Origin of the sequence: Olsenella uli (assembly GCF_901212675.1) — a bacterium.
GTDB classification, from domain to species: Bacteria; Actinomycetota; Coriobacteriia; order Coriobacteriales; family Atopobiaceae; genus Parolsenella; species Parolsenella uli_B.
Map to the genome: position 1 here is coordinate 54,646 of NZ_CAAKOQ010000042.1, position 25,861 is coordinate 80,506.

A 25,861-nucleotide genomic window follows, 5' to 3' on the forward strand; every position below is an offset into this window, starting at 1 on the left:
GCTCGCATGCTTACAAACAATTGTTCGTTCTTATGGTATGATGGGCCTCTTCGACGACGGGAGGTTGCCATCATGAGTTCACCTACGGGCCAGACCGCCAAGCCCCGCGTGCCCAAGCGCATCGCGGCCGTCATCATCAACTCGCTCAAGGGCGGCGTCGTGCCACGCATCGGGCTGCCCTACATCACCGTCGGCCGCGAGACGGAGATTGCCGCCCTCCTGCACGACCTCGACCTCATCGCGGACGGGGGTGCCAGCTTCCGCTTCCTCGTGGGTCGCTATGGCGCGGGCAAGAGCTTCCTGCTCCAGACCATCCGCACGCACGCCATGGGCAAGGGCTTCGTGGTGGCCGACGCGGACCTCTCGCCCGAGCGTCGCCTGCAGGGCCGTCACGGCGAGGGCCTCGCCACGTACCGCGAGCTCATCCGCAACCTCTCCACCAAGACCCGGCCCGAGGGCGGGGCGCTGCCGCTCATCCTCGACCGCTGGATCTCCGGCGTGCAGGCGCAGGTGGCAACCGAGGGCGCGGACGCCTCGGGCGCACCCCTCTCCCCCGACGGCCCCGCCTTCTCCCAGGCCGTCGAGCGGCGCATATACGACGAGGTCAACAAGCTGCAGGATCTCGTCCACGGGTTCGACTTCGCGCGAATCCTCGCCATGTACTACCACGCCACCGTAGAGGGGGACGACGAGCGCAAGGGCGCCGTCATCCGCTGGTTTCGTGGTGAGTACCGCAACAAGACCGAGGCCAGAGCGGAGCTGGGCGTGAACGTCTGCATCACCGACGACGACTGGTATGACTACCTCAAGCTGCTCGCGGAGTTCCTCAAGGGCGCCGGCTACCAGGGCCTGCTCGTGCTCATCGACGAGCTGGTGAACCTCTACAAGATCCCAAACGCCATCACGCGCCAGTACAACTACGAGAAGATCCTCACGATGTACAACGACACCCTGCAGGGCAAGGCGCATCACCTGGGCATCGTCATGGGCGGCACGCCCCAGTCCATCGAGGACCGGCGCCGGGGCATCTACTCCTACGAGGCGCTTCGCAGCCGCCTGACGCAGGGGCGCTTTGCCCAGGAGGGGCTCACCGACATGCTGGCGCCCGTCATCAGGCTCAACCCCCTCACCTACGAGGAGCTGCTCGTCCTCATCGAGAAGCTCGCCGACATCCACGCCGGCTACTTTGGCTACGAGCGCACGCTCTCCACGGAGGACCTCGTGCGGTTCCTGCAGATCGGGTTTGGCCGCGTGGGGGCGGACACGCACCTCACGCCCCGCGAGGTCATCCGCGACTTCGTGGAGCTGCTCGACATCCTGTGCCAGAATCCCGGTGCGAGCATGGAGACCCTGCTCTCCGGGGAGCAGGGGGTCGGCGAGGTTCCGGCTGCGCCCGCAGCCGGCGGCAGCACGCTGTCCGGCACCCATCACGACCCGGCCGGCGGCGCCCCCTCCAAGCGCGACCTCTCCGGCTTTACGCTCTAGACGTCCCATACGCCCTGCGACCCACGAGGCCAGCCATGGCCAACCCGAGCCCGCCAAGCCTTTCGGGTTTCCCCGCAACCTGTTCGCGAGCTTCCAGAAGGCGCGAATTGCCTGCGTGGTGGTGTATCCCGCGGCCTCAAGGCCAGCGTCTCCCTCTGCCTTGAGGCCAGGGTCGATGCGGGCGTTTATCTGTGCCATCGATGCGGTAGCGCCCTTGGGCTCCCCCCCCCGTCCGATTCCGTCATCCTTGCTTAACGAGCCAGCAGACAACAGAAGGAGACAAATCGAACAAGTTCTGGAGATTGGAACCCAAGGCAAAAAGGCCCTCTCCCTCTTCTAAATTGAAACATTTGTTCGTATACTGGCCACAAGGAGTTAGAGCTTAGGACGCACGGGCACAAGGCGGGGACAAAGGCCAAAGCCCACCACAAGCCGCAGGCCACGCAGAAGAGAGGTCCGGCTCGCAGGGGCCACAGCCCTCTACGAGACAAAGACTCGCGGAGAGGGTCCGACACCAGGGGTCGGGGCCTCCTACAGGGCACGTCTCCGCAGGGGGAATGACGCAAGACGAAGGAGGGGCGAGCAGGCATGGGCACATTCGACCGCTACGCGCCGTTCGTGCAGGACTTCATCTACGAACACGACTGGGAGAGCCTGCGCGGCATCCAGGTGGCCGCCGCCGAGGCCATCTTTGACACGGACGACAACGTGCTGCTTACGGCCTCGACGGCATCGGGCAAGACCGAGGCGGCATTCTTCCCCATCCTCACGCTCTTCGACGAGGACCCGCCCACAAGCGTCGGCGCCGTCTACATCGGACCGCTCAAGGCCCTCATCAACGACCAGTTCCTCCGCCTGGGAGACCTCTGCGAGGAGGCCCACATCCCCGTGTGGCACTGGCACGGCGACGTCTCGGCCTCGCACAAGGCCAAGATGCTCAAACATCCCAGCGGCATCCTGCAGATAACGCCCGAGTCGCTCGAGGCCCTCCTGCTGCACAAGCACTCGGCCATCTCGCGCCTCTTCGGCGACCTGCGCTTCGTCGTCATCGACGAGGTGCACTCGCTCCTGCGCGGCGACCGCGGTGGCCAGACCATCTGCCTCATCGAGCGGCTCGGCCGCATGGCAGGGGTCAGCCCCAGGCGCATCGGCCTTTCGGCCACCATCGGGGACCCGGACGCCGTGGGCGCCTTCCTCTCGGCGGGCACCGGCCGCGGCTGGGTCGTTCCCCGCGTTGAGGAGCCCCGGCGCAGCTGGCGCCTCTCCATGCAGCACTTCTACCAGACGGGACCGCAGGCGGCGGACGCCCTCGCCGCACCCGGCATGCCAAGCCTTCGCGAGCAGGTCGAGCAGCCTGATGGCTCCGTCATCGAGACGCACGAGCGACCCCTGCCCCCGCTGGCCGAGAAGACCGACACCGCGCCCAAGGAGGCAGACCCGGGGCTTGGCTACATCTTCGAGCACACGCGAGACAAGAAGTGCCTCGTCTTCGCCAACTCGCGCGAGGACGCCGAGGCCGTCTGCATGGAGCTTCGTCGCTATTGCGAGGTGCGCCACGAGCCGGACCGCTTCCTCATCCACCACGGCAACCTCTCGAGCTCGCTGCGCGAGAGCGCCGAGGACGCAATGCGCGACGACGAGCGCCAGCTCACCTGCGTCACCACGGCAACGCTCGAGCTTGGCATCGACATCGGCAGGCTCGAGCGGGCGTTCCAGATAGACGCCCCGTTCACCGTGAGCGCCTTCCTGCAGCGCATGGGCCGCACCGGCAGGCGGGGCCAGCCGCCCGAGATGTGGTTCGTCATGCGCGAGGAGCAGCCCGAGGCCCGGGCGCTGCTTCCCGAGACCATCCCCTGGAAGCTCCTCCAGGGCATCGCCCTCGTGCAACTCTACCAGGAGGAGCACTGGGTGGAGCCGCCGCGCCTGGACCGGCTACCCTACAGTCTGCTCTACCACCAGACCATCGCCACGCTCGCCAGCGAGGGCGAGCTCTCGCCGGCAGGGCTTGCCCAGCGCGTGCTCAACCTCACGGTCTTCCACCGCGTCACGGGGGACGACTTCCGCGTCCTTCTGCACCACCTCCTCGAGACGGATCAGATCGAGCAGACGGAGTCGGGCGGCCTCATCGTGGGCCTGGCGGGCGAGCGCATCGCCAACTCTTTCAAGTTCTACGCCGTGTTCCAGGAGAACGAGGAGTACACGGTACGCAGCGACTCCACCGAGCTGGGCACCGTGGTGCAGCCGCCCCCGCCAGGCGAGAAGATCGCCATCGCCGGCGCCACCTGGATCGTGGAGGAGGTGGACCACAAGCGCCACCTCGTCTATGCCACGCAGGTCAAGGGACGCGTGCCCGCCTACTTTGGCGAGTGTCCCGGAGACATCCACACCCACGTGCTCGAGCGCATGCGGCGCGTCCTCTCCGAGACGCGCGGCTACCCCTACCTCATGGACAACGCCGCCGGCAGACTGGTGCTTGCGCGCCGCGCCGCCACGGCGGCCCAGATGGTGACGAACCCGCTCGTGAACCTGGGGGACGACACCTGGGCACTCTTTCCCTGGCTGGGCAGCTACGCCTTCCTGGCCCTGGAGCGTCTGCTCAAGATCAAGTGCGCGCGACAGCTGGGCCTCAAGGGGCTCGACTCGTCACGGCCCTACTTCATCCAGTTTCGGATGCAGGCGGGTCCGCAGGAGTTCTTCTCGGTGGTGGCCCGGGAGGCCATGGCCGACTTCGACCCCATCGAGCTCCTCTACCCCGGCGAGCTGCCCGTGTTCGAGAAGTACGACAACCTGCTGCCCGCCGAGCTCGTGCGCAAGGGCTTCGCCGAGGGCGTGCTCGACGTGGCCGGCATGCGCACGCGCGCGCTCGAGTGGGCCCAGCTCGCGGGGCCGGCGGGCCTTCCGGGCGACGCGGCAGCCCTACGGCCCCTCTCGCCAGACGCCATCGAGTAGCGCGGGGCTTGCGAGGGCTGCGTCTTCTCAAGCCCCCAGCTCGCGTTGGCATCTCGCGGCAATCGAGGTAAAGAGCGGCAAAGCGGGCAAGACGGAAGGCCTGGCGGAGTTCTGCAAGCGTTTCCCCGACGCTCATCCCCTTGTCGTGGGAAGCCAGAACCTGACGGTGGAGCGGTTCCTCATGGACGAGCCGCCCCTGCTCTTGCCAGGGACGTGGGCGACGCAGGTCAGTCCCGCAGCACGGAGCCGAGGAAGTCGTCGTCGTAGGGAATGGCATCGGAAACGGACCAGTCGCCGTCCGTGGCAAGCACGAGGTAGTTGTCCTCCACGGCAAAGGGCTCGTCCTCGCACGCGACCACGAAGACGTGGGAAAAGGCCTCGCGCCAGGTGGCGACCACATCACGCAGGAAGTCCACGTCCTCCCCCTCCCGCTCGCTCACCACGTTGGCCATGAGCAGCCCATCGGGCACAAGGCAGGCGCGGGCCGCACGGGCCGCCTCGAGCGTCGCAAGCGCGCGCACCGGTTCGGCCCCGCAGAAGGCGTCGAGCACGATGGCGTCGTAGGCAAGCGAGGCGCCGCCGCTCCCCGCACCCGCCATCCGAAGCGCCCGCCCCTCGAGATAGGTCCGCCCGTCGCCCTCGACGAGCCGAAGCCTCCCCGGGTGCGCCGCCATCGCCTCACCGAGGAAGAACCACCTGCGCGCCGCGCGCGTCACGGCCGCGTCGAGCTCGACCACGTCCACCGTGGCGTCAGCTGGCCCCGAGGCCAGCGCGTGCTTGGGCCACGCGTAGCCGCCACCGCCCACCATAAGCACGCGCCTCGTGTCGGGACGCACGGAAAATGCGTGGTCAAAGGACCGGTAGTACGAGAACACCGGCTCCATCCTGCGCCCGTCGAGGTACGTGGCGCTCTGGTAGACGCCGCCGACCTGCATGACCCTCACGCGCGAGCCGTCCTGGGCGCGCACGGTACGCACCAGCCCCCACCCGTCCCGCAGCCTGATAATCCTTGGCACCAGCCCAGACGCACCCATGACGCACCACCATCCCACCCGACGTATACTCGGAAGCAGCGTATCGCAAGAGGGGGACCATCCGTGAAGATCGACCGAGATCGCGCCCGGGCGGCGTTTGCCGCCTACGTCGCGCCATACGACTCGAAGAACCCGCGCGTCTCGCTCAAGGTCGCGCACACCTACCGGGTCGCGGGCCTCTGCGACCGCATCGCCAAAAGCGCGGGCCTCTCGCCCGAGGACGTCGACCTCGCCTGGCTCTGTGGCCTCCTCCACGACGTGGGCCGCTTCGAGCAGGTGCGGCGCTGGGACACCTTCCGCGACGCGGACTCGACCAGCCACGCGCGCCTTGGCGCCCGCGAGCTCTTCTGCGAGCGCAAGACGCTCGGCCGCCCGGACCCGAGCTCCCAGCTGCCCCACGTCCGCGACTACCTGGACGACGCGAGCGAGGACGAGCTCATCCGCACCGTCATCGCCGTCCACAGCGACCTCGCCATCCCGGAGGGGCTCGACAGACGCACGCGCGCCTTCGCCAACATCGTGCGAGACGCCGACAAGGTCGACATCCTGCGCACGGTCGAGACCGACACGCCCGAGACCATCCTGGGCTGCTCGGCCGAGACCCTGCTCGACAGCACCATATCGCCCGAGGCCACGCGCGCGTTCGACGAGCGGCGCTGCATGCGCCGCGACGACCGCTCCCAGCCGGCAGACTTCCTCGTGAGCTTTGCCTGCTTCGCCTTCGAGCTCGTCTATCCCGAGAGCTGCCGCGCCATGCGCGAGCAGGGCTACGCGCTCAGGCTGCTCGAGCGGCCCTTTGGCATCACCGAGCCGTTCCACAGGCCCGAGACCCGAGCCGAGCTGGCCCGCATGGCCTCCGAGATGCGCACCTACCTGGAGGACGCCGAGCGATGAGCAGGCCCCGCATCCTCATGGTCGCCACCGGCGGCACCATCGCCAGCGCCGAGACGGAGGTGGGCCTGGTCCCGCAGCTCACGGGCGAGCAGCTTGCCGCCTACGTGCCGCAGGCGGCCGAGCTCGCCGACATCGACATCTCGCAGCCGATGAACATCGACAGCACCAACATGTGCCCGGCGGACTGGCTGCGCATCGCCGGCGCCATCGTCGAGCGCTACGACGACTACGACGGCTTCGTGGTCCTGCACGGCACCGACACGATGGCCTACACCGCGGCGGCCCTCTCCTATCTCGTCCAGCAGAGCCCCAAGCCCATCGTGCTCACCGGCTCGCAGCAGCCGATGGCCAGCCCCTTCACCGACGCCCGCATCAACCTCTACCAGAGCGTGCTCTACGCGGCCGACCCCGCGTCGCGCGACGTGTCGGTGGTGTTTGGCGGCAAGGTGGTGGCGGGCACACGCGCCCGCAAGCAGCGCACGATGAGCTTCAACGCGTTCACGAGCGTCAACTACCCCGAGCTCGCGCTCATCAGAAACGGGCGCATCATCCGCACGGCGCCGGCACCCTCGAGGGTCGCGGCCGACCATCCCGCCGGCGCGGCGCTGCCAGACGGCCCACGCGTCTACGGCAGCCTCAGCACGCACGTCATCGTCCTCAAGCTCACGCCCGGGCTCCTTCCCGCCACCTTCGACCTGCTGTGCGACGACTACGAGGCCATCATCCTGGAGACCTTCGGCATCGGCGGCGTGCCCGACACCCTGCGCGACGCCATCTTTGGCTGGGTTGACTCGGGCCACACGCTCGTCATCACCACCCAGGTTCCCGAGGAGGGCCTCGACCTGGGCGTCTACGAGGTAGGCCAGGCCTTTGCCGAGCATCCGGGCATCCTGCGCGGTGCGGACATGACCACCGAGGCCCTCGTGGCAAAAACGATGTGGGCGCTTGCCCAGGCCCACGACGCCAGCCACCTCCGCGAGCTCTTCTACCGGCCCGTCAACTGCGACCGCCTGCCCGAGGAGTAGCCCGTGCGGCACCAGGCCGTCACGTCCCCGCGCCATCGCCACCACCGCGTACCGTCGCAGCCATGCGCCGTCACGCCACCACGGGCGCGAGCCGCCGTAGCCACGCGTCGCCACGGGCACGAGCCGCCGCAGCCGCCCCACGACACGGCCACCAGGCCCGCAAGGTTACAAGTTTGTGGCGCACGGCCCCCACCTGCGCCCTTGCCACGTCCGCCCAGTTCGGAAGCGTCTAGACTTCAGGCATTCGTCAGACTGCGGTGCTTTCTCAGACCCCGCGGCGGGCGGCCCTCGTGCCCGTCGGCCACGCGCGTCCAACCGCCGAACAAAGGGAGACCCTATGAAGTCCATTTCGAGGCGCTCGTTCGTCGCCGGCAGCGCCGGCGCCGCGGCCCTGCTCGCGCTCGCCGCATGTGGCGGCAACTCCGGCAACGGCGGCTCCGGCGACAAGACCTACAAGGTCGGCGTCCTCCAGCTCACCGAGCACTCCGCGCTCGACGCCGCCAACAAGGGCTTCATCGCCGCGCTCGACGAGAGCGGCCTCAAGTACGAGGCCGACCAGCAAAACGCCCAGAACGACCAGAGCGCCTGCGCCACCATCGCCTCCAAGTTCGTGGGCGACGGCAAGGACCTCATCTTCGTCATCGCCACGCCGGCGGCCCAGGCCGTGGCCGGCGCCACGAGTGACATCCCCATCGTGGGCACCGCCATCACCGACTACGCCGGCGCCAAGCTCGTCAAGGACAACGACAAGCCCGGCACCAACGTCACCGGCACCTCGGACATGAACCCCGTCGACGACCAGATCGCGATGCTGCACAAGGTCCTGCCCGACGCCAAGAAGGTGGGCCTGCTCTTCGCCTCCAACGAGGCCAACTCCGAGATCCAGATCGAGATGGCCGAGGCCGCCCTCGACAAGCTGGGCCTCTCGCACGACCGCTACACCGTCTCCAACTCCAACGAGATCCAGTCCGTCGTGGAGTCGATGGTGGGCAAGGTCGACGCGGTCTACTCCCCCACCGACAACACCATCGCCGCAGGCATGGCGCAGGTGGGCCAGATCGCCAAGGAGAACAAGCTGCCCATCATCCCGGGCGAGAAGGGCATGTGCGAGGCCGGCGGCCTCTGCACCCTTTCGATCGACTACACCGAGCTTGGCCACATGGCCGGCGAGATGGCCGTCAAGATCCTCAGGGGCGAGAACAAGCCCGAGGACATGGCCATCGAGCAGGAGGACGCCTCCAAGCTCGAGGTCGTCAAGAACGACGACATGGCCCAGGCCCTCGGCATCGACCTCTCGGTCCTCGACTCGTAGGGCAGCCCCGCGCACCATCCCTCGCGCCCCGGCATGGAGAGTCCTCCTGCCGGGGCCGCGTCATGAACGGAAGGAACGACATGGCAACAGCAATGCTCGGCGCCATCTCCCAGGGCATCCTCTGGGGCATCATGGTGCTCGGCGTCTTCATCACGTTCAAGCTGCTCGACATCCCCGACCTCACGGTCGACGGCAGCTTCGCCACGGGCGGCGCGGTCGCGGCCGTGCTCGTGGTGTCGGGGGTCGACCCCACCGTCGCCATCCTCGCGGCGACGCTCGCGGGCGCGGCATGCGGTGCGGTCACGGGATTTCTCACCACGATCTTCGAGATCCCGGCCATCCTCGCCGGCATCCTCACGCAGATCAGCCTGTGGTCCATCAACCTGCGCGTCATGGGCAAGTCCAACACGCCGCTGCTCACGAGCGACACGGTCTTCAGCGGCATCGGCGACGTGACGGGCCTGCCCAACAACGTCGTCGCCATCATCGTGGGCCTCGTCGTGGCCGTGGTGGTCGTGGCCCTGCTCTACTGGTTCTTTGGCACCGAGATCGGCAGCGCCCTGCGCGCCACCGGCGACAACGAGGACATGATCCGCGCCCTCGGCGTCAACACCAACACCACCAAGATGATCGCCCTCACGCTCTCCAACGCGCTCGTGGGCCTCTCCGGCGGCCTCATCTGCGAGCAGCAGAAGTACGCCGACATCAACATGGGCACGGGCGCCATCGTGATCGGCCTCGCGGCCATCGTCATCGGCGAGGTCCTGGGCCGGCTCACCCCCGGCAAGCTCACGAGCTTCTCGAGCCGCCTCATCTCGGCCGTCGTGGGCTCGGTCGTCTACTTCCTCATCCGCGCCATCGTGCTGCAGATGGGCATGGACGCCAACGACATGAAGCTGCTCTCGGCCATCATCGTGACCCTGGCCCTGTGCGTGCCGGTGGTGTGGGAGCGCGTCCAGCGGCGTCGCTCTTACTCGAAGGGAGGCGAGGCGTGATGGCCACCCTCAAGCTCACCAACGTCAAGAAGACCTTCAACAAGGGCACCGTCACCGAGAAGCGCGCGCTCACGGGCGTGAACCTGACGCTTCACGAGGGCGACTTCGTGACCGTCATCGGCGGCAACGGCGCCGGCAAGTCGACGCTGCTCAACATGATCGCGGGCGTCTACCCGCTCGACTCGGGCACCATCGAGCTCGACGGCAAGGACATCTCGCTGCTCACCGAGCCACAGCGCGCCAAGTACCTCGGACGCGTCTTCCAGGACCCGATGCGCGGCACCGCGGCCGACATGCAGATCGAGGAGAACCTGGCCCTCGCTAGGCGTCGCGGCAAGCGGCGCGGGCTTCGCTGGGGCGTCACCAAGGAGGAGCGCGCGGAGTACCCGGCACTGCTCAAGACCCTCGACCTGGGCCTCGACACGCGCATGAGCGCCAAAGTGGGCCTGCTCTCGGGCGGCCAGCGCCAGGCCCTCACCCTGCTCATGGCCACGCTCACCGACCCCAAGCTGCTGCTGCTCGACGAGCACACGGCGGCCCTCGACCCCAAGACGGCCAAGAAGGTGCTCGAGCTCACCGAGAAGATCGTCACCGAGCGCCAGCTCACGACCCTCATGGTGACGCACAACATGAACGACGCGATTCGCCTTGGCAACCGCCTCATCATGATGAACGCCGGCAACGTCATCTTCGACGTCGCGGGTGAGGAGAAGAAGGCACTCACCGTGCCCGACCTGCTGGCGAAGTTCGAGAAGGCCTCGGGCAGCGAGCTGGCCAACGACCGCATGCTGCTGAGCTAGGACGCCCTTCGCGCCCTGGTTTTTCGGCCGCCCGACGCAAGGCCCCGCACTGGGCGCGCGTCGGGCGGCCTTTTTGCAGGCCTCACGACCATCGCTCCCAACCATTTTGTGCGCATCCGGACGCCCTTTTGGGACGATGACGCCGATCACCGACGAAACCCTGCCGCTCGCGGAGTCCGCAGTGCTGTCGCACCCCCGCCATCCTCGCGTGTTGGGTTTGTGTCGGGTCCTTGTCGGAGCGCTGTCGGGCACGACTCCGCTAGGCTTGCCCCCACCAACGAGGACGGGAGGCCCCATGTCAGCTCAGGCGAGAAGGCTCTTTGCGCAGCCGTTCTATCGCGTCATGAACCCACTGCTTGACTATGCGAACGACACGCTGGGCACGAGCCCGCTCGAGACGGTGAGGCTCGACGCCACCGACCCCTGCGAGCTCGACGAGGCGAGCCTCGTGCTCGACGCGCTCTGGACGCATCCCGAGCTGGTCTCGTCTTTCGTACGAGAGAACCCCGCCGGTCTCTCCGAGCAGGACCTCGAGATCGCGCGGGGATGGCGCCACCCCGTCACGGACGCCTTCGTCTTCGTCGACGCGGAGGGTGACTACGCCACCGCCATGAACGCGGAGCGGCTCTTCGTCGTGGAATCGCTCGTCCGCCGCATCAGCTCGCAGATACGGGCAATCCCCAGCCTCGCCGTCCTCACGCTCATCCCCTACCGGGGCCAAGTCGTGACCGACGGGCGCGTCATCCACCTGAGCGACCGCCCAAGGCCCGACGCCACCTCGGTGATCTCGCGACTCCTCTCGAGGACCACGCTCCACGGCCCCATCACGGGCGCCGACGAGCTTCTCGCCTATGCCGCGACCCATCCGGCCTCATCAAAGCCCGAACGGAGCTGGCTCATCGGGCAGGCACCGTTCCTATGAGCGGGCTGCCGGGAATGCTATCCTCAAAAACATCTTCCCAGCAAAGAGCCATACCCACGCAACCGGAAGGCACACACCCCATGAGAAACGAGACGACCGAGGCGCTCTGCCGCCTCGTCACCATGTTCGTGGCCGCAATCGAGCGCGAGGGGGCCACGATTCCCGAGCAGCTCGTCGGCCAGATTGCCACCGACCCGCTCAAGGCGTGCGAGGAGCTCAATGAGTTCGCACTCACCTGCGGCGCCGTCGACGACGAGCTGGACGCCGCCCTTGCGGCCATCTACGAGTCGATGGACGCGTCCGACGCCCGCGGCGCGGTTGACGACCACACGCGCGAGCGCGTGCTGCGCGCCTTTGACGAGGCCCACCGCGAGCCCGAGCCGGAGCCGGAACACGAGCCGGAGCCTGCCGAGCAACCCGCCGAGCCGGCGGCGAGCGCGCAGGAGAGCGAGCAGCCGAGCGAGCCCGCGCGCAAGCCCCACCGTCGCAGCCGCCGGCAGCGCGGCGAGGAGGGCCCGCAGGAGACGCAACCCGAGCCCGGGCAGCAGCCCGCCGCCAAGAAGGAGGCCCCCGAGCCAAAGCCCGAGGCGCAACCCCAGGACCGAGACGCCAAGGCCAAGGCCGAGCCCGAGTCCGCCCCCGCCCCCAAGCCCGTGCCGGCCGCCGCGTCGGGCGACGTGCTCACCGTCGACCAGGCAATCGCGGTGCTAGGCGTGAGCAGGCCCACGGTCTACAAGCTCATCGAGTCCGGCCGGCTGCCGGCCTACAAGAAGGGACGCTCGTGGCAGATATCGGCCGAGGCCGTCGCCGCCCGCGCCAACAAGTAGCGCCAGAGCCGAGGAGACACCCCGCCCAAGACACCCGCAGGTTCCATGAAACTGCAGGCACGACCAACCGGAGCTCCCTCACCCGAGGGGGCTCCGCTCGTCCTCGAGGAAGAGCGGCACGGCGACGCGCGTGTAGACGGCCAGCCACATGACCGACATGCAGAAGCCCGCAACGACGTCGGACGCGTAGTGGACGCCCAGGTACACGCGACTGAGCCCCACCATCACGATAACGAGGAGAAACGCCGCGCACAGCCCCAGCCTCATGCGGCGGTCACGCTCGTAGTGCCAGACAAACCAGACGAGCAGGCCAAAGAACGCCATCGCGACCATCGAGTGGCCCGACGGGAAGCTGAAGCCGCCCGCCGTCGCCAGGCGAAACCCCTCGGGCCTCGGCCTCTGGATGATGACCTTGAGCACCTGGTTGAGCAGGACGACCAGCCCGAGGTTGGCCGCGCAGCACAGCCCCGGTCTCCTGCCCGGCGCGAAGGCCGCCACCGCAAGCAAAAGGACCAGCAGCGTGACCGGTGTGGCCAGGGCCGAGAAGCTCTCCATGATGGGCGTGAGCCAGTCGGCCCGCATGTGCTGGACCACCAGCCAGTACGCCGCGCGGTCGAGCTTCATGAGCTCGCCGTCGAGCACGTCCTCGAGCAGCGCCAGGAACACCGCGCCGCACACCACCACGAGCACGAGGCGAAGGTTGTTCCGCACGAGGCCCCACAGCCTCGCAAGCAGCGCGGGACGTTCCGCGCGCGCATCCCTCTCGTCCATAAGCCACCTCCATAGCCACAATACGCGCTCCAGTATGCAACAGCCCGCATCGCCCGGCCAATAACCCGGCACTACGCGTCGTACGCCTCGCGCATGCGCTCGAGAAACGCCTCACAGGCCCACGTCTTCACTCACAGGCCCGCGTCCTCAACTGGAACGGCTTCCACACGAGGTAGCTCGGCAGGTCGAGCCTGACGTCGAGCGGCACGAACGCGAGCCCCGAGTCTGCCGACACGTCCGCAAGCCCCGCAAGGCAGACGGCATAGCCCATGCCCGTCGCCACGAGGCGCGTCGCGTTGAACGTGAGACCAAAGGTGGTCACGAAGTCGAGCCTGCCGCCTTCGCTCGTGAGCCTCTCGTCGCTCAGAAGGCCAATCTCGCGATAGCTCTCCGGGATGATGAGCGGCAAGCCGGGAAGGTCTTCGAGGCCGATGAGCTCGCGGCCTGCCAGCGGGTCGCCCGCCGGCACGACGATTAAGCTATGCCGCATATTTGTTGTCTAGCTCCCAGACCTCAAGAACAAACAAATTAGAATCAAAATATCCGCTGGTAGAAAGGCCACCTATCTCACCTCGATTACCCTTTACTCGATAGGGGTCGGGCTAGACAACAAATGTGCAAACATCTTTCCCACGTCCCTGCTCGAGTCCCTGCAAACAACCCAAACACCTAACAGACAAGCTCTTGACGTGGTCTCAATGTGATATCACAATGGTCTCAGCATCGCAGCAGCGACGGCTCGGGGCCCGACCCTCCCCGCCTCCAACTGGGCGCATACAGGCGCCAGCGCGCCGGCATGGTCGAAAGGAACTCTCATGAGCGCTCGCACACCTCAGACGAACCCAACGCCGCACAGTTCCGAAAAGCCCCTTGAGGCCAAGACCGGTTGGGGCATGCTGTTCGTTATGGCAGCCCTGCTCGTTATCCTCGTGGCGGCAGTCGTCATCACCAGCATAAACGTCGCCTCCTACCCCGAGGCCTCTGTCCCCGCCAGCGCCGGCGTCGCACTCGCCACCTCCATCGTCCTGCTCTGCCTCTGGTGCATCCCCGTTGCTGGCTTCTTCACCGTGCAGCCCGGCCAGGCGCGCGTCTGCATCCTGTTCGGCACCTACAAGGGCACGGTGCGCAAGAGCGGCTTCTTCTGGGCAAACCCCTTCTACAGCCGCTCGCTCTCGAGCGCCGACGCCCCGCTCGACATCCTGCTCACGAGCAAAGCCAAGGCCGGCAAGGGCCTCTCCACCACCGTGTCCGTGCGCGCCCGTACGCTCAACGGCGACAAGCTCAAGGTCAACGACAAGATGGGCAACCCCATCGAGATTGCGAGCGTCGTGGTCTGGCACGTGGCCGACACTGCCCGTGCCCTCTTTGACGTGGACCATTACCCCAGCTACGTGTCCATGCAGGCCGAGACGGCGCTGCGCCACGTGGCAAGCGTCTACGCCTACGACCACATGGAGGACGACGACGCCTCCAGCCAGTCAATCACGCTGCGCTCCGACATCGAGGAGGTCTCCGAAACCCTCAAGGCCGAGCTCGACCGCCGTCTTGCCCCTGCGGGCGTAGCCGTGGATGACGCGCGCCTCACTCACCTCGCCTACGCACCCGAGATTGCGCCGGCGATGCTGCGCCGCCAGCAGGCAGAGGCCGTCATCGCCGCTCGCAAGAAGATCGTCGAGGGCGCCGTCTCCATGGTGGACATGGCGGTGACCAAGCTCTCCGAGGACGGCGTGCTCGACCTGGACGACGAGCGCAAGGCGGCCATGGCGTCCAACCTCATGGTGGTGCTCTGCGGCGAGTCCGAGGCGCAGCCCGTGGTCAACACCGGATCGCTGTACTAGGCAGGAATACTCGACCGGCACCGACCCCGCCTCGCGGCGCGGGCTGGCACCGGCGCACTCACGAACGGTGGCACCATGGCGCGCAAGCAATATCCCCTCCGCATAGACCCCGAGATCTGGGAGGCCGTTCAGCAGTGGGCGGCCGACGAGATGCGCAGCGCCAACGGTCAGGTGGAATGGATGCTGCGGGATGCCCTGCGCAGGGCCGGTCGGTTGCCCGATAAAGACAAGAAGCCCTCACGCGATGCCGATGCATAAGGCTCTCATGCGCCGGACGGCCTCATGGCCGCCCGGCGTTATTTTGCAGGCTGCAGGCAGACCGCGAGCCACCATCTCGGCTGCGCCAGGCAAGCGAACCGTTGCCGTCACCTAGCGCCCGCCCGGATTTCCCCGCTGCCATCTCGGTTGTGCCGGGTTAACGGACGGCTGTTGCCAGTCGCATCAAGTCAGCGAGCCGTTGCCGCCAGGCGGTCGAGGAAGCCAAACAGGGCTTCGTTCATGGGACGATAGTCATGGGCGAGCAGGGCTTCCGCAGACTCCACGTAGGGACAATCGGCATACCGTGCAAGCTCGTCAGTCGAAGCCGCAACGATACCCTTGATGGACTCGCTCGTGAACTCGAGATGGCATTGGAATCCGTAGACACCCTCGGCATAGCGCACTAACTGCCGCGGACAGCCTGCGCTCGTCGCCAGCACCTCGGCACCAGGCGCAAGCCCCGGCATGTCGCCATGCCAGTGACCCACCGGCAGGCCCTCGCCCAGGCTCACGAGCAGCGGGTCTGCAAGACCTTCGGCCGTGAGCCCGATGGGAAACAGACCAATCTCACGCTCCGGGCTATGGCCAAAAGAGCCGCCAAACGCATCACCCATGAGCTGAGAGCCCAAGCACACGCCCACCACGCGCATGCCCGTATCGGCGCAGACACGGATGAGCCGCTCCTCGGCCGCGGCGTCAAAGTATGGGCATTCGGCCTTAGTGGTGGCTGGAGACTGAGGTCCGCCCATCACAATGAGCTGGTCGATGCCCTCGGGGCTCGCCGGCAGCACGTCCCCCGCATACAGGCGCGTATACGTGACCTCATGACCGCGCGCCCGGGCCCACTCCTCGTACGCACCCGGCGCCTCAAACGACTCGTGAATCACAAAGTGCACGCGCATGCCGCCCACAGCCAACCCCTCTCGTCATGGTTTTGGCCATGGTAATCCCGTGCAAGGCCGCCAAACAAAATGGAAACGCTCCGTACACCCACGCCTGTCGACGGCCAACGGAGTGCCGAGAGGCCGGCCCCTGGGGAGCCGCACAGCCGGCAGCCCGGCGCCCACTGCCGGCAATCTGGGGCCCGCAGCCATCCCGGATCCCGTGCTACCGACCATGCGTTCACCCATTTGTTACACGATGCGGACGCTTCTCTCGTTCTCGTTGGAACGACAGGCCGGAGCCCTTGTCCACGCCCGTAATCCCTGAAACCGATACACCCAGCTCAGGGACCCTATTCTTTACCGGCGTTCAACCATCTCGCCCCCTCCGCGCGCTTCAATGCCCGAGTTTGGCAATGCACGAGGTCCGCCCAGAAACGGCTCGCAAAGGAGACTGCGGCGGATGGTTTCTCCCTTTGAGGCCATGGGCAGATGGGTGGCATGCTCGTGATCGTGGCCGTGGGCTACGTTGCCGGCGAGCTCGACTACCTCGACGACCACACCATCGAGCACATCTCCAACCTCGTCATTGACATCGCCATGCCCTGCCTCGTGGTTTCCTCCGCAACGGAGCTCGACCCCTCCGCCGCCTCGACCGAGGTGCCCTGGAGCTTCGCCCTCGCCACGGTGCTGTGGCTTGCGCTGCTCGGAACCTGCTGGCTCTGCAACCACCTCCTGCGCACGCCCAGGGAGCAGCACGGCCCCTACCTCTTTGCCGGCACCTGAACCAACACGTCGTTCCCCGGCATCCCCATCGCGTTCGCCATCCTGGGCCAGCGCAGCGCCATGGGGGCGAGCATCTTTGACATGGTCACCACGGTGTTCAACTTCACGATTGGCTTTGCCATCCTGTCTGCCAGCGGAAAGGACGACCAGAAGAAGTCCCCGCTCGACATACTCAAGGCGCCCGTGGTCTACGCCTGCCTCATCGCCATCGCGGTGTTCTTCACCGGCTGGCAGCCGCCTGCGGAAGCCCGGAGCGTGCTCGCGAGCATCGGCGAGATTACCTCGCCACTTGCCATGCTCGTGGTGGGCGCGCTCGTGGCGCAGGCCGAGCTCAGGGACAATTGGACAATTGGGGACGTGTTCGTTCTGCACCATTCGTTCTGCACCAAGGCACTTTGAGACGCACCCGCACCGCTGTTCCTCAGCACCCCGCTGCAGCAGGCGTACAACATCGGCGACATGATGGTCACCGGCTATAGCCTGGGTGACTCCGCCATCGCGGCCATCGACGCCACGAACTCGTCTTACTCGCTCATCATCAACTTCTCCTGGGGCCCCAACGGCAGCCGCGGCATCGTCGTCGCCCAGTGTTTCGGCTCGCACGACCGCGAGCGCCTGCGCAGCTCGGTCGCCGCGATACTCGTGCTCAACGTCATCGGTGCCATCATCCTCACCGCCGCATCGCTCGTGGCGCTGCGCCTCGCGATGGAGTTCCTCAACACCCCGCCCGAAATCTTCGACCAGGCCTACTCCAACATCGTCATCGTCTGCGACGGGCTCTTCACGACGCTCTTCTACAACGCGCTGGCCGGATTCCTCCGCGCCATCGTCAACAGCGCGGCCCCGCTCTGGTTCCTGCTTGCGTCGGGTCTCGTGACCCTTGGCCTTGACCTCGTGCTCATTTCCGGAATGGGCTTTGGCATCCAGGTGTCGACGCTCACCAACGTGCTTGGCCAGGCGCTCGCGACTCTGCTCTGCGCCCGCTACATCTGGCGCCACCACCGAGACCTCCTGCCCCAGCGCGAGAACTTCGCCCTCGACCGGCGCCCCTACTTCGACATGGTCACGCAGGTCTCTCGATGGCGTTCATGAGCTGCATCTATGCCATGGGCTCGCTCATCCTGCAGCGCGCCATCAACGCGCTTGGCAACGCCATCATCACCGCACACAAAAGGCGAGCGGCCCCGACGCATCGGGACCGCCCGCCAGAGGCACAGCCAGGTTCGACCAAGAGGAAAGGGCCCTTACTCGCCCCAGACCTCCTCGGCAATCTCCTTGACGAGGGCAAGCTTGGCCCACTGCTCCCTCTCGGTGAGCTTGTTGCCAATCTCGCAGCTCGCGAAGCCGCACTGCGGCGAGAGGTAGAGGTTCTCGAGCGGCACGTACTTGGCGGCCTCGGCGATGCGGGCCTTGACCTCGTCCTTGTCCTCGAGGCGCGGGCTCTTGGTGGTCACGAGGCCAAGCACGACCCTCTTGCCCTCGGGCACGTAGGCCAGAGGCGCGAAGCTACCGGAGCGGGCATCGTCAAACTCCAGGTAGAACGCCGAGACGTCCTCCTGGGCAAACAGGTACGGGGCAACCGGGTCGTAGCCGCCGGAGAACGCGTAGGTGGAGTGGTAGTTGCCGCGGCACACGTGCGTGGTGACGTTGAGGTCTGCCGGCAGGCCAACGAGCGCAAGGTTGTTGATGTGCACGCCCTCGTCGGAGATCTTCTTGAGCGTGATGGTGTCGATTCCCAGCTTCTTGGAGAAATCCTTGTCGCAGTAGATGCCCCAGGTGCAGTCGTCGAGCTGGACATTGCGGCAGCCGGCGGCGTAGAGCTCGAGAAACACCGTGCGATAGGCCGCAGCGAGGTCGGAGACGAGCTTCTCCTCGTCGTCGCCGTAGACGGCGCGCAGGCTCTCGAGCTGACCGTCGACGCGATTGAGCTTGAGCTCGGAGAGGGTCTGCGCAGGCGAGGGAAGCGTCTGCTTGGCGACGACGCCCTCCTCCTCGAACTGCTTCACGAACTTGTAGTCCTCCACGAACGGGTGGTTCTCGCCGGAGATGGGTCCGGTCACGACAGCGGTGTCGGCCGTGGTCTCCTCGCCGTGGAACTGGTAGCCCTCGCGCGCCACGCTGTGGCTCACGCCGTTGAGCCCCCACATGAAGTCGAGGTGCCAGTAGCTGCGGCGGAACTCGCCGTCGGTGATGACGTGGTAGCCGGCGGCCTTCTGCTTGGCCACGAGGTCGCGGATGGCGATGTCCTCGACGGTGCGCAGCTGCTCGGCGGAGATGAGGCCGGCCTCGCGGTCGGCGCGGGCCCGCTTGAGGACGTCGGGGCGCAGGAAGCTGCCCACGTAGTCGTAGCGGAAGGGGGTGTGAAGAGTGCTCATGGATGTCTCCCGTGGGGTTGTCGGCGCAATCGCCGTGCGTGCTCGTTTGACGCCATCAACCCTATACGGAATCGGAGGCCACGGGAAATACCATCTGCGCATGCCACACCATAGGCTGCTTCTATGGCCCTGCATGCCCCGCGCAGAAGCCCGCGCCGCATAGGGGCCCGGCAGGCCACGCGCCGCCGCGTAAGTGGTCGGCGGCAAAACCACACGTCTCGCAAGCGGGCCCAAGCACCGCGCAGTTCGCAAGGCCTGGTAGCGCCACATCTCGCAAGCAGGATGCCCGCAAAACCATACATTCCTACCAGGCTATTGGGATTACGGTCCCGCGAGGCTAGAATGGGGAGCGCTCTGAACGTCGAGTTCCCCGTGAGCTCCCAGACCCAAGAAAGGCCTCGCTCATGAACCAGCCCCAGCACACCGCTGACACGCACGCCACCCGCGGCCTCACGCGCCGCAGCTTCCTCGCCCTTATGGGCGTTGGTGCCATCGCCACCCCGCTCGCCCTCGCCGGCTGTGGCAGCACGCAGCAGGCCCCCACGACCGCAGCCAGCACCTCGGCCGCCACGTCGGGCGACAGCCTCGCCGGCACCAAGCTCACCTTCGTGGGCGACGACGCCTTTGCCCCGTTCCGCTCCATGCAGCCGCAGAACGACGGCTCGCAGAAGCTCGTGGGCCTCGACATCGACGTCATGGACGAGATGGCCAAGCGCCTCGGCTTCGACTACGAGTTCGAGGCCCAGGACTTCGCCGCCACGCTGGCCTCCGTGCAGGGCAGCGACACCTCGTTCACCATGCCGATGAGCTCCAACGACGAGCGCAAGCAGACGTTCGACTTCACGCGCGGCTACTACCAGCCGCTCGTCGGCGCCCTCTCTAAGGGCGGCGACAAGCTCGAGAGCCTCGACGCGCTCAAGGGCAAGAAGCTCACCTGCACCACGGGCACCGTGCAGAACAAGTTCGTCACCTCCGCCCTGCCCGACAACGAGCTCACGACCTTCGACGGCGGCGACCAGTGCCTGCAGGAGGTGCTCGCCGGCCGCGCCGACGTCTACATCTGCGACGGCGCCGAGGGCCTCGCCATGCAGCAGGCTAACCCCGAGACCGTGCTGGGGCTGCTGCCCTCCGCCGACACGGACCAGTACGTGAGCGTCTACCGCATCATGGCCAAGAAGGGCGCCACGTTCATCCCCGCGTTCAACGACTGCGTGGGCGAGATGATCGCCGACGGCACGATGGACAAGTTCATCGCCAAGTGGACGAACGAGAGCTTCGTCTGGGGCGACAAGGCCACCGAGGCCGCCGAGGCCGAGTAGCGGAGACGTCCAGGCGTACTCGCTTGTCACACGCGCGGGCCGGCTGGGGCATGCCCCTGGCCGGCCCGTTCTCGAATCGAGGTACCCATGTCGCTGAACTTCCAGCTCATAGCGCCGTACATGACCATGTTCGCAAGCGGGCTTGTCGTGACCTTCCAGGTAACGGGGGCGTCGCTCGTGCTCGCCTTCGTGCTGGGCGCGGTCATCGCCGTGCTCAAGGTGCTCCCGTGCCGGCCACTGCGCCTCGTGCTGGACTTCTACACCTCGATCTTCCGCGGTGTGCCCCTCATCGTGCTGCTGTTCATGGCCTACTTCGCAACGCCGCAGCTCACGGGCTACAAAATCTCGATGCTTGCCGCCGGCATCCTCACGCTGGGGCTCAATGGCTCGGCAACCATCTCGGAGGCGGTGCGCGGCGGCATCGAGGGCGTCGACCGGGGCCAGTACGACGCGGCCAAGGCCCTGAGCGTGCCCTACGTGCCCACGATGGCGCACATCATCATCCCGCAGGCGCTTCGCTCCGTGGTGCCCGCGCTGGTCAACGAGATCATCACCGTGCTCAAGAGCTCGGCCCTCGTCTCCGTCATTGGTCTCATGGACCTCATGCGCGCGGCGGAGAGCATCCAGGCCTTCACCTACCGCGCGTTCGAGCCATTCTTCGTGGCGGCCATCATCTACTACGTCATCGTGATGGCGCTCTCCGCCCTCGGCCGCCTCTGGGAGCGGGCACTTCGACGCTAGCTGTCACATTTCCTTCCGGATGATTTGTCACATTGCGCGCAATGTGACAAATCATCCGGAAGGAAATGTGACGGCTGCACTATCCTCTTCTGCCGGACAAAGAGGAAAGGGCCTTCTCATGCCAGCAACCAGCCAAAGCGCAACTTCCCGCGAGCACCACAGCGCCATCCCGGGGCTGCTCGCCTCGGTGGCGATGTTCATCGTCTGCATGGACACCTTCATCACCAACGTGGCGCTCCCCACCATCGAGGCCGAGCTGGGCGGCGGCATGGCGGCGCAGCAATGGGTGGTCGACGGCTACACGTTGCCGTTCGCGACGCTCCTGCTGCTTGCCGGCAACCTCTCGGACCGCCACGGCTCCAAGCGCATCTTCGGCATCGGCATGGCCCTCTTCTGCGCCGCCTCGCTCGTCTGCGGATTTGCGGGCACCATCGCCGTGCTCGTGGCGGGACGCGCGCTTCTGGGCACCGGCGCGGCACTCGTCATGCCCTCGAGCCTGGCACTCATCAAGGAGGGCTACCCGGACGGCCCCAGCCGCTCCAAGGCGCTCGCGTTCTGGGGCATCGGCGGCTCGGTCTCCACGGCGGTGGGCCCCATCCTCGGCGGCATCCTCGTGCCCATCCACTGGAGCCTCACCTTCCTCATCAACATCCCGTTCTGCCTGGCCATCCTTGCGCTCGTGCCCAGGCTCAAGCCCTCGCCCACCATGCGCGCGCCGTTCGACTTCGTGGGGCAGGTGCTTGCCATCGTCGGCCTCGGCTGCTTCGTGGGCGGCATCATCCAGAGCGGCTCCGAGAGCCTCGTCGGCCTTCCGCTTTCCCTGCTCGTCGTGGGCATCGTCGCCATCGTGGCGTTCATCTGGTCGCAGTCGCGTGTACCCTACCCCATGATGCCGCTCGACCTGTTTGGTTCGCGTGCCATGCGCATGGCGATGCTCGGCGGCTTCTCGATGATCCTCAACTGGAACGGCCTCGTCTTCATGAGCACGCTCGCGCTCCAGCAGCACCTGGGGCTCACGCCCTTCATAAGCGGCATGGCCTTCGTGCCCTGCGCGTTCACCGGCGTCCTCGGCAACCTCTGGAGCGACCGCCTCATCGGCGGCAAGGGCTTCCGCTTCGCCCTGCTCGTGGGATTTGGCTGCATGCTGGTGGGGTTTGCCGTGCTCATAGCGGGCTCGCAGGCGCTCACGCTGGCCCATGTGGCGGCCGGCACCATCATCGTGGGCTTTGGCGGCGCCATCGGCACGCCGGCCCTCTCCGCGCTGGTGCTGAGAAGTGCCAGTGCCAACCAGGGCGGCATCGCAAGCGCCGTCTTCAACACGATGCGCCAGGTGGGCGGTGCCCTCGGCGTGGCCGTTTTCGGCGTTTTTGCCACGGCGCTGCCCACCTTTGCCGATGGCCTCACGGCCGCCTTCGCCACCTCGTTCCTGCTCGTGGTGGCGATGTTCGCCTACGCATTTCGCTCCAGGGACCTGGGCGCGCACTAGCTACGGGGCAGGCGCCCGCGGCGTGGCTCGGCCTCACGCCAGCCGCTCGCGCCAGACAACCGCATCACACCGCCGGTCGCCTCGTCACCCCAGGCCCTCGCAGAACTCCCGCGCCGTCATCGCCGGGACGACCGAGCGCGCAAAGGCCTGGACGTCTCGCGTGATGATGGCCTCCGCGCCTCCCAGCTCAGCTGTGGCCCGCACGATGCCGTCCTCGAAGTCGGGCTCGTCCGACGAGAACGCGAGGTCGACGACCTCCCGCGTGAGCTCACCCAGCTCCACAATCGCGGAGAAGCCCCGGAGCCGCTCGCGGACGATGGCCTCGTCGCGGTACTTGCGGCAGAGAATGTAGTAGGCGTCCTTGAGCGACCCCGCCGGGACCAGCACCTCAAAGCCCTCCTCGAACAGGGCCTCGAGGAGGTTCGTCGCGGCCGCGTGCTCCGGTCGCGAGGCGCTGAGGTAGTCGAGGATGACGTTGGTGTCGAGCAGCACCCTAGCCAAATCGCCTCATCCTCTCCTCGCCCAGAAGCTCGCGGTCGGACACCCCGGCATCCCACACGGGTTCGTTCTCCGAACCATCGATGCGCGAGGTGAGGGCACGGAACCTTGCCAGCCGCTCGGCCCGCCTGCGCGCCGTCTCGTCCGCTGGCACGATCGTCACCCACGGCTTGCCGTTCTTGAGCACCATCACGCTCGAGCCGCTCGCGTTCACCTGCGACGTCAGCTCGCTGAAGCGGTTCTTGGCCTCACGCACTCCCACCGTCGTCATGCCCATCTGGTTCCCCTCTCACTATGTGGCTACATACTACTTGTTGTGGCCATATTCAAGATCGGCAACTCTCGCCCCGGGCGCAACCCGATCCCATCGCGACCTGTCCGCACGCAGCCGAGTTCGCGGCCGACGGCCCGCGCGCGGGCGAGTACCTGCTGGCCGGCGACGAGCTCGCGACCAACGAGGCCGGCGTCTCATCCATCTCCTACGCCGACTACGCCGTCGCCATGCTCGACGAGGCCGAGCGCACCGGCTCCGACGCCCACGTCCGCGAGCGCATCTCGGGCCTCGGCAAGTAGCGGGCCAGCGCCACTCACCTCATAACCGCTCGGGCGCACGGGGAGCACGCGCGGGACGCGCACGCAACACCCTGGGGCACATCGGTGGCCTCAGCTAAGCCGCAGCGTGCGGAGCGTGAGGAAGCTCACCGTGCCCGGCTGGAGCGTCACCTTGCCACGCGGCTGCCGAACGGCAAACGAGCACAGGCTCGGAAGTTCGTCGCCCGAACCCAGCTCGAGCGGTCTCCCGTTGAGCAGGACATGGCGGCCGCGAAGCTGGCCCGTCGAGACGAACCCGAACGCCGGGGCCTCCGACGAGCTCAGGGTGTACCGCTCGCTTGCCACGGGAAGCACAAGGCACAGCTCGTCTACCTGCGAGCTATTGATGACAACGAGCGTCGCCCCCAGGATATGCCCCGCACGGGCAAACGCGTAGACGTGCGCCTGGCCCTCCCCCGAAACGCGTGAGAGCACGAGACTGTCCTGGTCATAGGCGCCGTTGCCCACGAGCCTTCGCCAAAGCCAGAGCAGCCACCAGTTGGGACGCGGCATGAGGTCGCCCTCGTCCAGAAGGCCATAGTCCGATGACGCGAGCGTGTTGTGGAAGAGCACGCCACCGGGCGCCGCCGCGGCAAACCTCGCGAGCTCGTCGGCCTGGCGAAACACGTCGAGAAAGGTCGATCCCCACGTGTTGCCGCCGCAGTTGGCGTCCCCCGACTCCGTGACCCAGAGGGGCGCGTCTGGGCAGGTGCGGTCGCGCAGCGGCTCGTAGTAGCGGCGGGCCTCATCAGCCACGTCAAGCGCCGCGTCGCTCGCCGCCTCGTCGGCGTCCCAGTGGTGGCCAAACGCGGCACCGCGCTCGGAGACCCCTCCGTAGATGTGGTAGCTGAATACGTCGGGCGCCTCGTGGCACGCCTCGAGCAGCCGGCCGCTCGTCACGAACGAGTCGCCCAGCGCGCGCACAAGCGGCAGGCCGGCGAGCTCGGGCGTCACCGGGTCCATCGCCCCGCACGGCCCCACGAGCAGGACGCCCGGGTACTCCCGCCGCATCATGCGATAGAACGCGTCCTGGTCCTGGGCATAGCCGTCCGGGACGTAGGGCCTGCCGTCCGCGCCCGCAGATCCCATGAACGATATGTTCGGCTCGTTGCAGAACTCCACCGCCGAGACGGGCGTACCCAGCTCGCCCGCTGTGTCAAGCAGCATCCGCACCTGCGCCGGGTCCCACGCGCCCGTGCCCCCAAGCGCGCGGCACTCCTCGTTGCCAAGCCCCGGCAGCACGGCAAACGACACAAGCAGCTTGCCGCCGACCGCGCGGACGAAGTCGAGCACGCCCCGCCACTGCGCAAGCGTCAGCACGGCTCGGTATGGAGCGGGTGCCGTGCCGCCGGTGTGGCCGTCAAAGTCGTAGTAGGTGCCCGTGGCCCACGAGCCGCTCACGCGGACCCACGACGGGCCGATGGCGCGCGCGAGCATGCGCAGCCGTTCATTTCCCAGGTCGATGGGCCCGCGCCGGGCCATGAGGTGCTTCGTGTCACCAAGCAGCGATGACATGTCGAGCTCGGACGGAACGCCCTCGGGCAGGCGCATCTGGGGATACGGCTCCGTGCCGGCAACCTGCGCCGGCGTGAAGGGCTTCCAGAACGTACCGCCCGTAACCTCGGTCATCTCAATGTCGTACGAGATGACCCGCCTGTCGCGAGGATGCGCGACTCCCAGCTTCCTCGTTCCCACCACAAACTTGCGCACGTCTCCGCCCCCGACTCCTGGCCCGCCTTTTGACCAGCTTCTACCCGCGCCGGCTGCAGCTAGCCAAATTCGGGGGCTCGGGAGCGCAGAAAACCGCCACGCGTCACCTCACGAGGAGGGTCCAATGGGCTACCAGACGCTCGAGAAGGCGCTTTACGCCGACCCAAGCTCAGATCGCTTCGCCTCCCGGGAACGGCTTCTCCAGGAGCGGCTCACGAGCGAGTCCTCGTTCCGCACGGGCATCCGGCTTGATACGGGCGAGCTGTTCCTCGCCGTGCCGCGCGAGCTGTCCCTCGCCAACGAGCGCATCCTGCGGCGCGAGCGCAAGGTGTCGGCCCTGTGGCGCTCTCTCCCTCCCATCGCG

General features: G+C 67.1%; 26 protein-coding genes. 18 read left to right on the forward strand and 8 right to left on the reverse strand.

Annotated elements, in window-relative coordinates; genetic code table 11:
* Positions 1-72: 72 nt before the first annotated feature.
* Both EFAMC1_RS06770 and EFAMC1_RS06775 read left to right on the forward strand, forming a co-directional pair.
* Positions 73-1,485, forward strand: a complete 1,413-nt coding sequence (locus EFAMC1_RS06770) for an ATP-binding protein (RefSeq protein WP_154053546.1) — start codon at positions 73-75, stop codon at positions 1,483-1,485.
* 588 nt (positions 1,486-2,073) lie between these two features.
* A complete protein-coding gene (locus EFAMC1_RS06775; protein WP_154053547.1) occupies positions 2,074-4,434 on the forward strand; it encodes a DEAD/DEAH box helicase in 2,361 nt (786 codons plus the stop codon).
* Between the two features lie 227 nt (positions 4,435-4,661).
* Here EFAMC1_RS06775 and EFAMC1_RS06780 read toward each other — a convergent pair whose 3' ends face one another.
* Positions 4,662-5,411, reverse strand: coding sequence for a spermidine synthase (locus EFAMC1_RS06780; RefSeq protein ID WP_154053548.1), 750 nt, complete (start codon positions 5,409-5,411; stop codon positions 4,662-4,664).
* 120 nt (positions 5,412-5,531) lie between these two features.
* Here EFAMC1_RS06780 and EFAMC1_RS06785 point away from each other — a divergent pair, with 120 nt between their 5' ends.
* The 7 genes from EFAMC1_RS06785 to EFAMC1_RS06815 all read left to right on the forward strand — a co-directional run bounded on the left by EFAMC1_RS06785 (position 5,532) and on the right by EFAMC1_RS06815 (position 12,243).
* Entirely contained in the window at positions 5,532-6,362 is an 831-nt protein-coding gene (locus tag EFAMC1_RS06785) for an HD domain-containing protein (RefSeq protein ID WP_154053549.1), read from the forward strand.
* Positions 6,359-7,387, forward strand: coding sequence for an asparaginase (locus tag EFAMC1_RS06790; protein ID WP_154053550.1), 1,029 nt, complete (start codon positions 6,359-6,361; stop codon positions 7,385-7,387). Before EFAMC1_RS06785 ends, EFAMC1_RS06790 begins: the two co-directional genes overlap by 4 nt.
* A gap of 337 nt (positions 7,388-7,724) precedes the next feature.
* The gene (locus tag EFAMC1_RS06795) at positions 7,725-8,699 is read left to right on the forward strand and encodes an ABC transporter substrate-binding protein (protein WP_154053551.1); all 975 of its coding nucleotides are present in this window, start codon (positions 7,725-7,727) and stop codon (positions 8,697-8,699) included.
* A gap of 80 nt (positions 8,700-8,779) precedes the next feature.
* Entirely contained in the window at positions 8,780-9,694 is a 915-nt protein-coding gene (locus EFAMC1_RS06800; protein WP_154053552.1) for an ABC transporter permease, read from the forward strand.
* The gene (locus EFAMC1_RS06805; protein WP_154053553.1) at positions 9,694-10,494 is read left to right on the forward strand and encodes an ABC transporter ATP-binding protein; all 801 of its coding nucleotides are present in this window, start codon (positions 9,694-9,696) and stop codon (positions 10,492-10,494) included. The genes EFAMC1_RS06800 and EFAMC1_RS06805 overlap by 1 nt, the downstream gene beginning before the upstream one ends.
* Before the next feature lie 295 nt (positions 10,495-10,789).
* Positions 10,790-11,416 carry a hypothetical protein gene (locus tag EFAMC1_RS06810; RefSeq protein ID WP_154053554.1) on the forward strand — a complete coding sequence of 209 codons (627 nt, stop codon included), beginning with the start codon at positions 10,790-10,792 and terminating at the stop codon, positions 11,414-11,416.
* An 80-nt stretch (positions 11,417-11,496) separates the two neighbouring features.
* Positions 11,497-12,243 (forward strand): helix-turn-helix domain-containing protein, encoded by a 747-nt coding sequence (locus tag EFAMC1_RS06815; RefSeq protein WP_187324594.1) that lies wholly within the window; start codon positions 11,497-11,499, stop codon positions 12,241-12,243.
* Positions 12,244-12,321: 78 nt separating this feature from the next.
* Here the strand turns inward: EFAMC1_RS06815 and EFAMC1_RS06820 are convergent, their stop codons facing one another.
* Together EFAMC1_RS06820 and EFAMC1_RS06825 are read right to left on the reverse strand one after the other, a co-directional pair.
* Positions 12,322-13,014 carry a phosphatase PAP2 family protein gene (locus tag EFAMC1_RS06820; protein WP_154053556.1) on the reverse strand — a complete coding sequence of 231 codons (693 nt, stop codon included), beginning with the start codon at positions 13,012-13,014 and terminating at the stop codon, positions 12,322-12,324.
* A 127-nt stretch (positions 13,015-13,141) separates the two neighbouring features.
* Positions 13,142-13,504: a LysR family transcriptional regulator substrate-binding protein gene (locus EFAMC1_RS06825; protein WP_154053557.1), complete on the reverse strand. Its 363-nt coding sequence runs from the start codon at positions 13,502-13,504 to the stop codon at positions 13,142-13,144.
* A gap of 325 nt (positions 13,505-13,829) precedes the next feature.
* On the opposite strand from EFAMC1_RS06825, the gene EFAMC1_RS06830 reads away from it, so the two are divergent.
* Both EFAMC1_RS06830 and EFAMC1_RS06835 read left to right on the forward strand, forming a co-directional pair.
* Complete coding sequence (locus EFAMC1_RS06830; RefSeq protein ID WP_154053558.1) at positions 13,830-14,852, forward strand: SPFH domain-containing protein; 1,023 nt, start codon at positions 13,830-13,832, stop codon at positions 14,850-14,852.
* A gap of 75 nt (positions 14,853-14,927) precedes the next feature.
* Complete coding sequence (locus EFAMC1_RS06835; RefSeq protein ID WP_154053559.1) at positions 14,928-15,110, forward strand: Arc family DNA binding domain-containing protein; 183 nt, start codon at positions 14,928-14,930, stop codon at positions 15,108-15,110.
* A 188-nt stretch (positions 15,111-15,298) separates the two neighbouring features.
* Here EFAMC1_RS06835 and EFAMC1_RS06840 read toward each other — a convergent pair whose 3' ends face one another.
* Positions 15,299-16,012 (reverse strand): glutamine amidotransferase-related protein, encoded by a 714-nt coding sequence (locus EFAMC1_RS06840; RefSeq protein WP_154053640.1) that lies wholly within the window; start codon positions 16,010-16,012, stop codon positions 15,299-15,301.
* A gap of 471 nt (positions 16,013-16,483) precedes the next feature.
* On the opposite strand from EFAMC1_RS06840, the gene EFAMC1_RS06845 reads away from it, so the two are divergent.
* The 3 genes from EFAMC1_RS06845 to EFAMC1_RS06855 are packed head-to-tail and all read left to right on the forward strand — an operon-like array spanning position 16,484 to position 17,869.
* Positions 16,484-16,777: an AEC family transporter gene (locus EFAMC1_RS06845; RefSeq protein WP_154053560.1), complete on the forward strand. Its 294-nt coding sequence runs from the start codon at positions 16,484-16,486 to the stop codon at positions 16,775-16,777.
* 60 nt (positions 16,778-16,837) lie between these two features.
* Positions 16,838-17,176, forward strand: a complete 339-nt coding sequence (locus EFAMC1_RS06850) for a hypothetical protein (RefSeq protein WP_154053561.1) — start codon at positions 16,838-16,840, stop codon at positions 17,174-17,176.
* Between the two features lie 15 nt (positions 17,177-17,191).
* Positions 17,192-17,869, forward strand: a complete 678-nt coding sequence (locus EFAMC1_RS06855; protein ID WP_154053562.1) for an MATE family efflux transporter — start codon at positions 17,192-17,194, stop codon at positions 17,867-17,869.
* Between the two features lie 152 nt (positions 17,870-18,021).
* Here the strand turns inward: EFAMC1_RS06855 and EFAMC1_RS06860 are convergent, their stop codons facing one another.
* Positions 18,022-19,152, reverse strand: coding sequence for a 5-methyltetrahydropteroyltriglutamate--homocysteine S-methyltransferase (locus EFAMC1_RS06860; protein WP_154053563.1), 1,131 nt, complete (start codon positions 19,150-19,152; stop codon positions 18,022-18,024).
* 404 nt (positions 19,153-19,556) lie between these two features.
* On the opposite strand from EFAMC1_RS06860, the gene EFAMC1_RS06865 reads away from it, so the two are divergent.
* The 3 genes from EFAMC1_RS06865 to EFAMC1_RS06875 all read left to right on the forward strand — a co-directional run bounded on the left by EFAMC1_RS06865 (position 19,557) and on the right by EFAMC1_RS06875 (position 22,698).
* Positions 19,557-20,471, forward strand: coding sequence for a substrate-binding periplasmic protein (locus EFAMC1_RS06865; protein WP_154053564.1), 915 nt, complete (start codon positions 19,557-19,559; stop codon positions 20,469-20,471).
* An 87-nt stretch (positions 20,472-20,558) separates the two neighbouring features.
* A complete protein-coding gene (locus tag EFAMC1_RS06870) occupies positions 20,559-21,212 on the forward strand; it encodes an amino acid ABC transporter permease (RefSeq protein WP_154053565.1) in 654 nt (217 codons plus the stop codon).
* A 118-nt stretch (positions 21,213-21,330) separates the two neighbouring features.
* On the forward strand, positions 21,331-22,698 hold the full coding sequence (locus EFAMC1_RS06875; protein WP_261981812.1) for an MFS transporter: 1,368 nt from the start codon (positions 21,331-21,333) through the stop codon (positions 22,696-22,698).
* A gap of 84 nt (positions 22,699-22,782) precedes the next feature.
* On the opposite strand, the gene EFAMC1_RS06880 is transcribed toward EFAMC1_RS06875, so the two are convergent.
* Positions 22,783-23,190 (reverse strand): type II toxin-antitoxin system VapC family toxin, encoded by a 408-nt coding sequence (locus tag EFAMC1_RS06880; protein ID WP_261981823.1) that lies wholly within the window; start codon positions 23,188-23,190, stop codon positions 22,783-22,785.
* Between the two features lies 1 nt (position 23,191).
* On the reverse strand, positions 23,192-23,473 hold the full coding sequence (locus EFAMC1_RS06885; protein ID WP_154053567.1) for a type II toxin-antitoxin system Phd/YefM family antitoxin: 282 nt from the start codon (positions 23,471-23,473) through the stop codon (positions 23,192-23,194).
* 17 nt (positions 23,474-23,490) lie between these two features.
* Between EFAMC1_RS06885 and EFAMC1_RS06890 the strand changes: the two genes are divergently transcribed.
* Positions 23,491-23,769 (forward strand): hypothetical protein, encoded by a 279-nt coding sequence (locus EFAMC1_RS06890; RefSeq protein ID WP_154053568.1) that lies wholly within the window; start codon positions 23,491-23,493, stop codon positions 23,767-23,769.
* Between the two features lie 90 nt (positions 23,770-23,859).
* On the opposite strand, the gene EFAMC1_RS06895 is transcribed toward EFAMC1_RS06890, so the two are convergent.
* Positions 23,860-25,497: a beta-glucuronidase gene (locus EFAMC1_RS06895; protein WP_154053569.1), complete on the reverse strand. Its 1,638-nt coding sequence runs from the start codon at positions 25,495-25,497 to the stop codon at positions 23,860-23,862.
* Positions 25,498-25,861 lie beyond the last annotated feature (364 nt).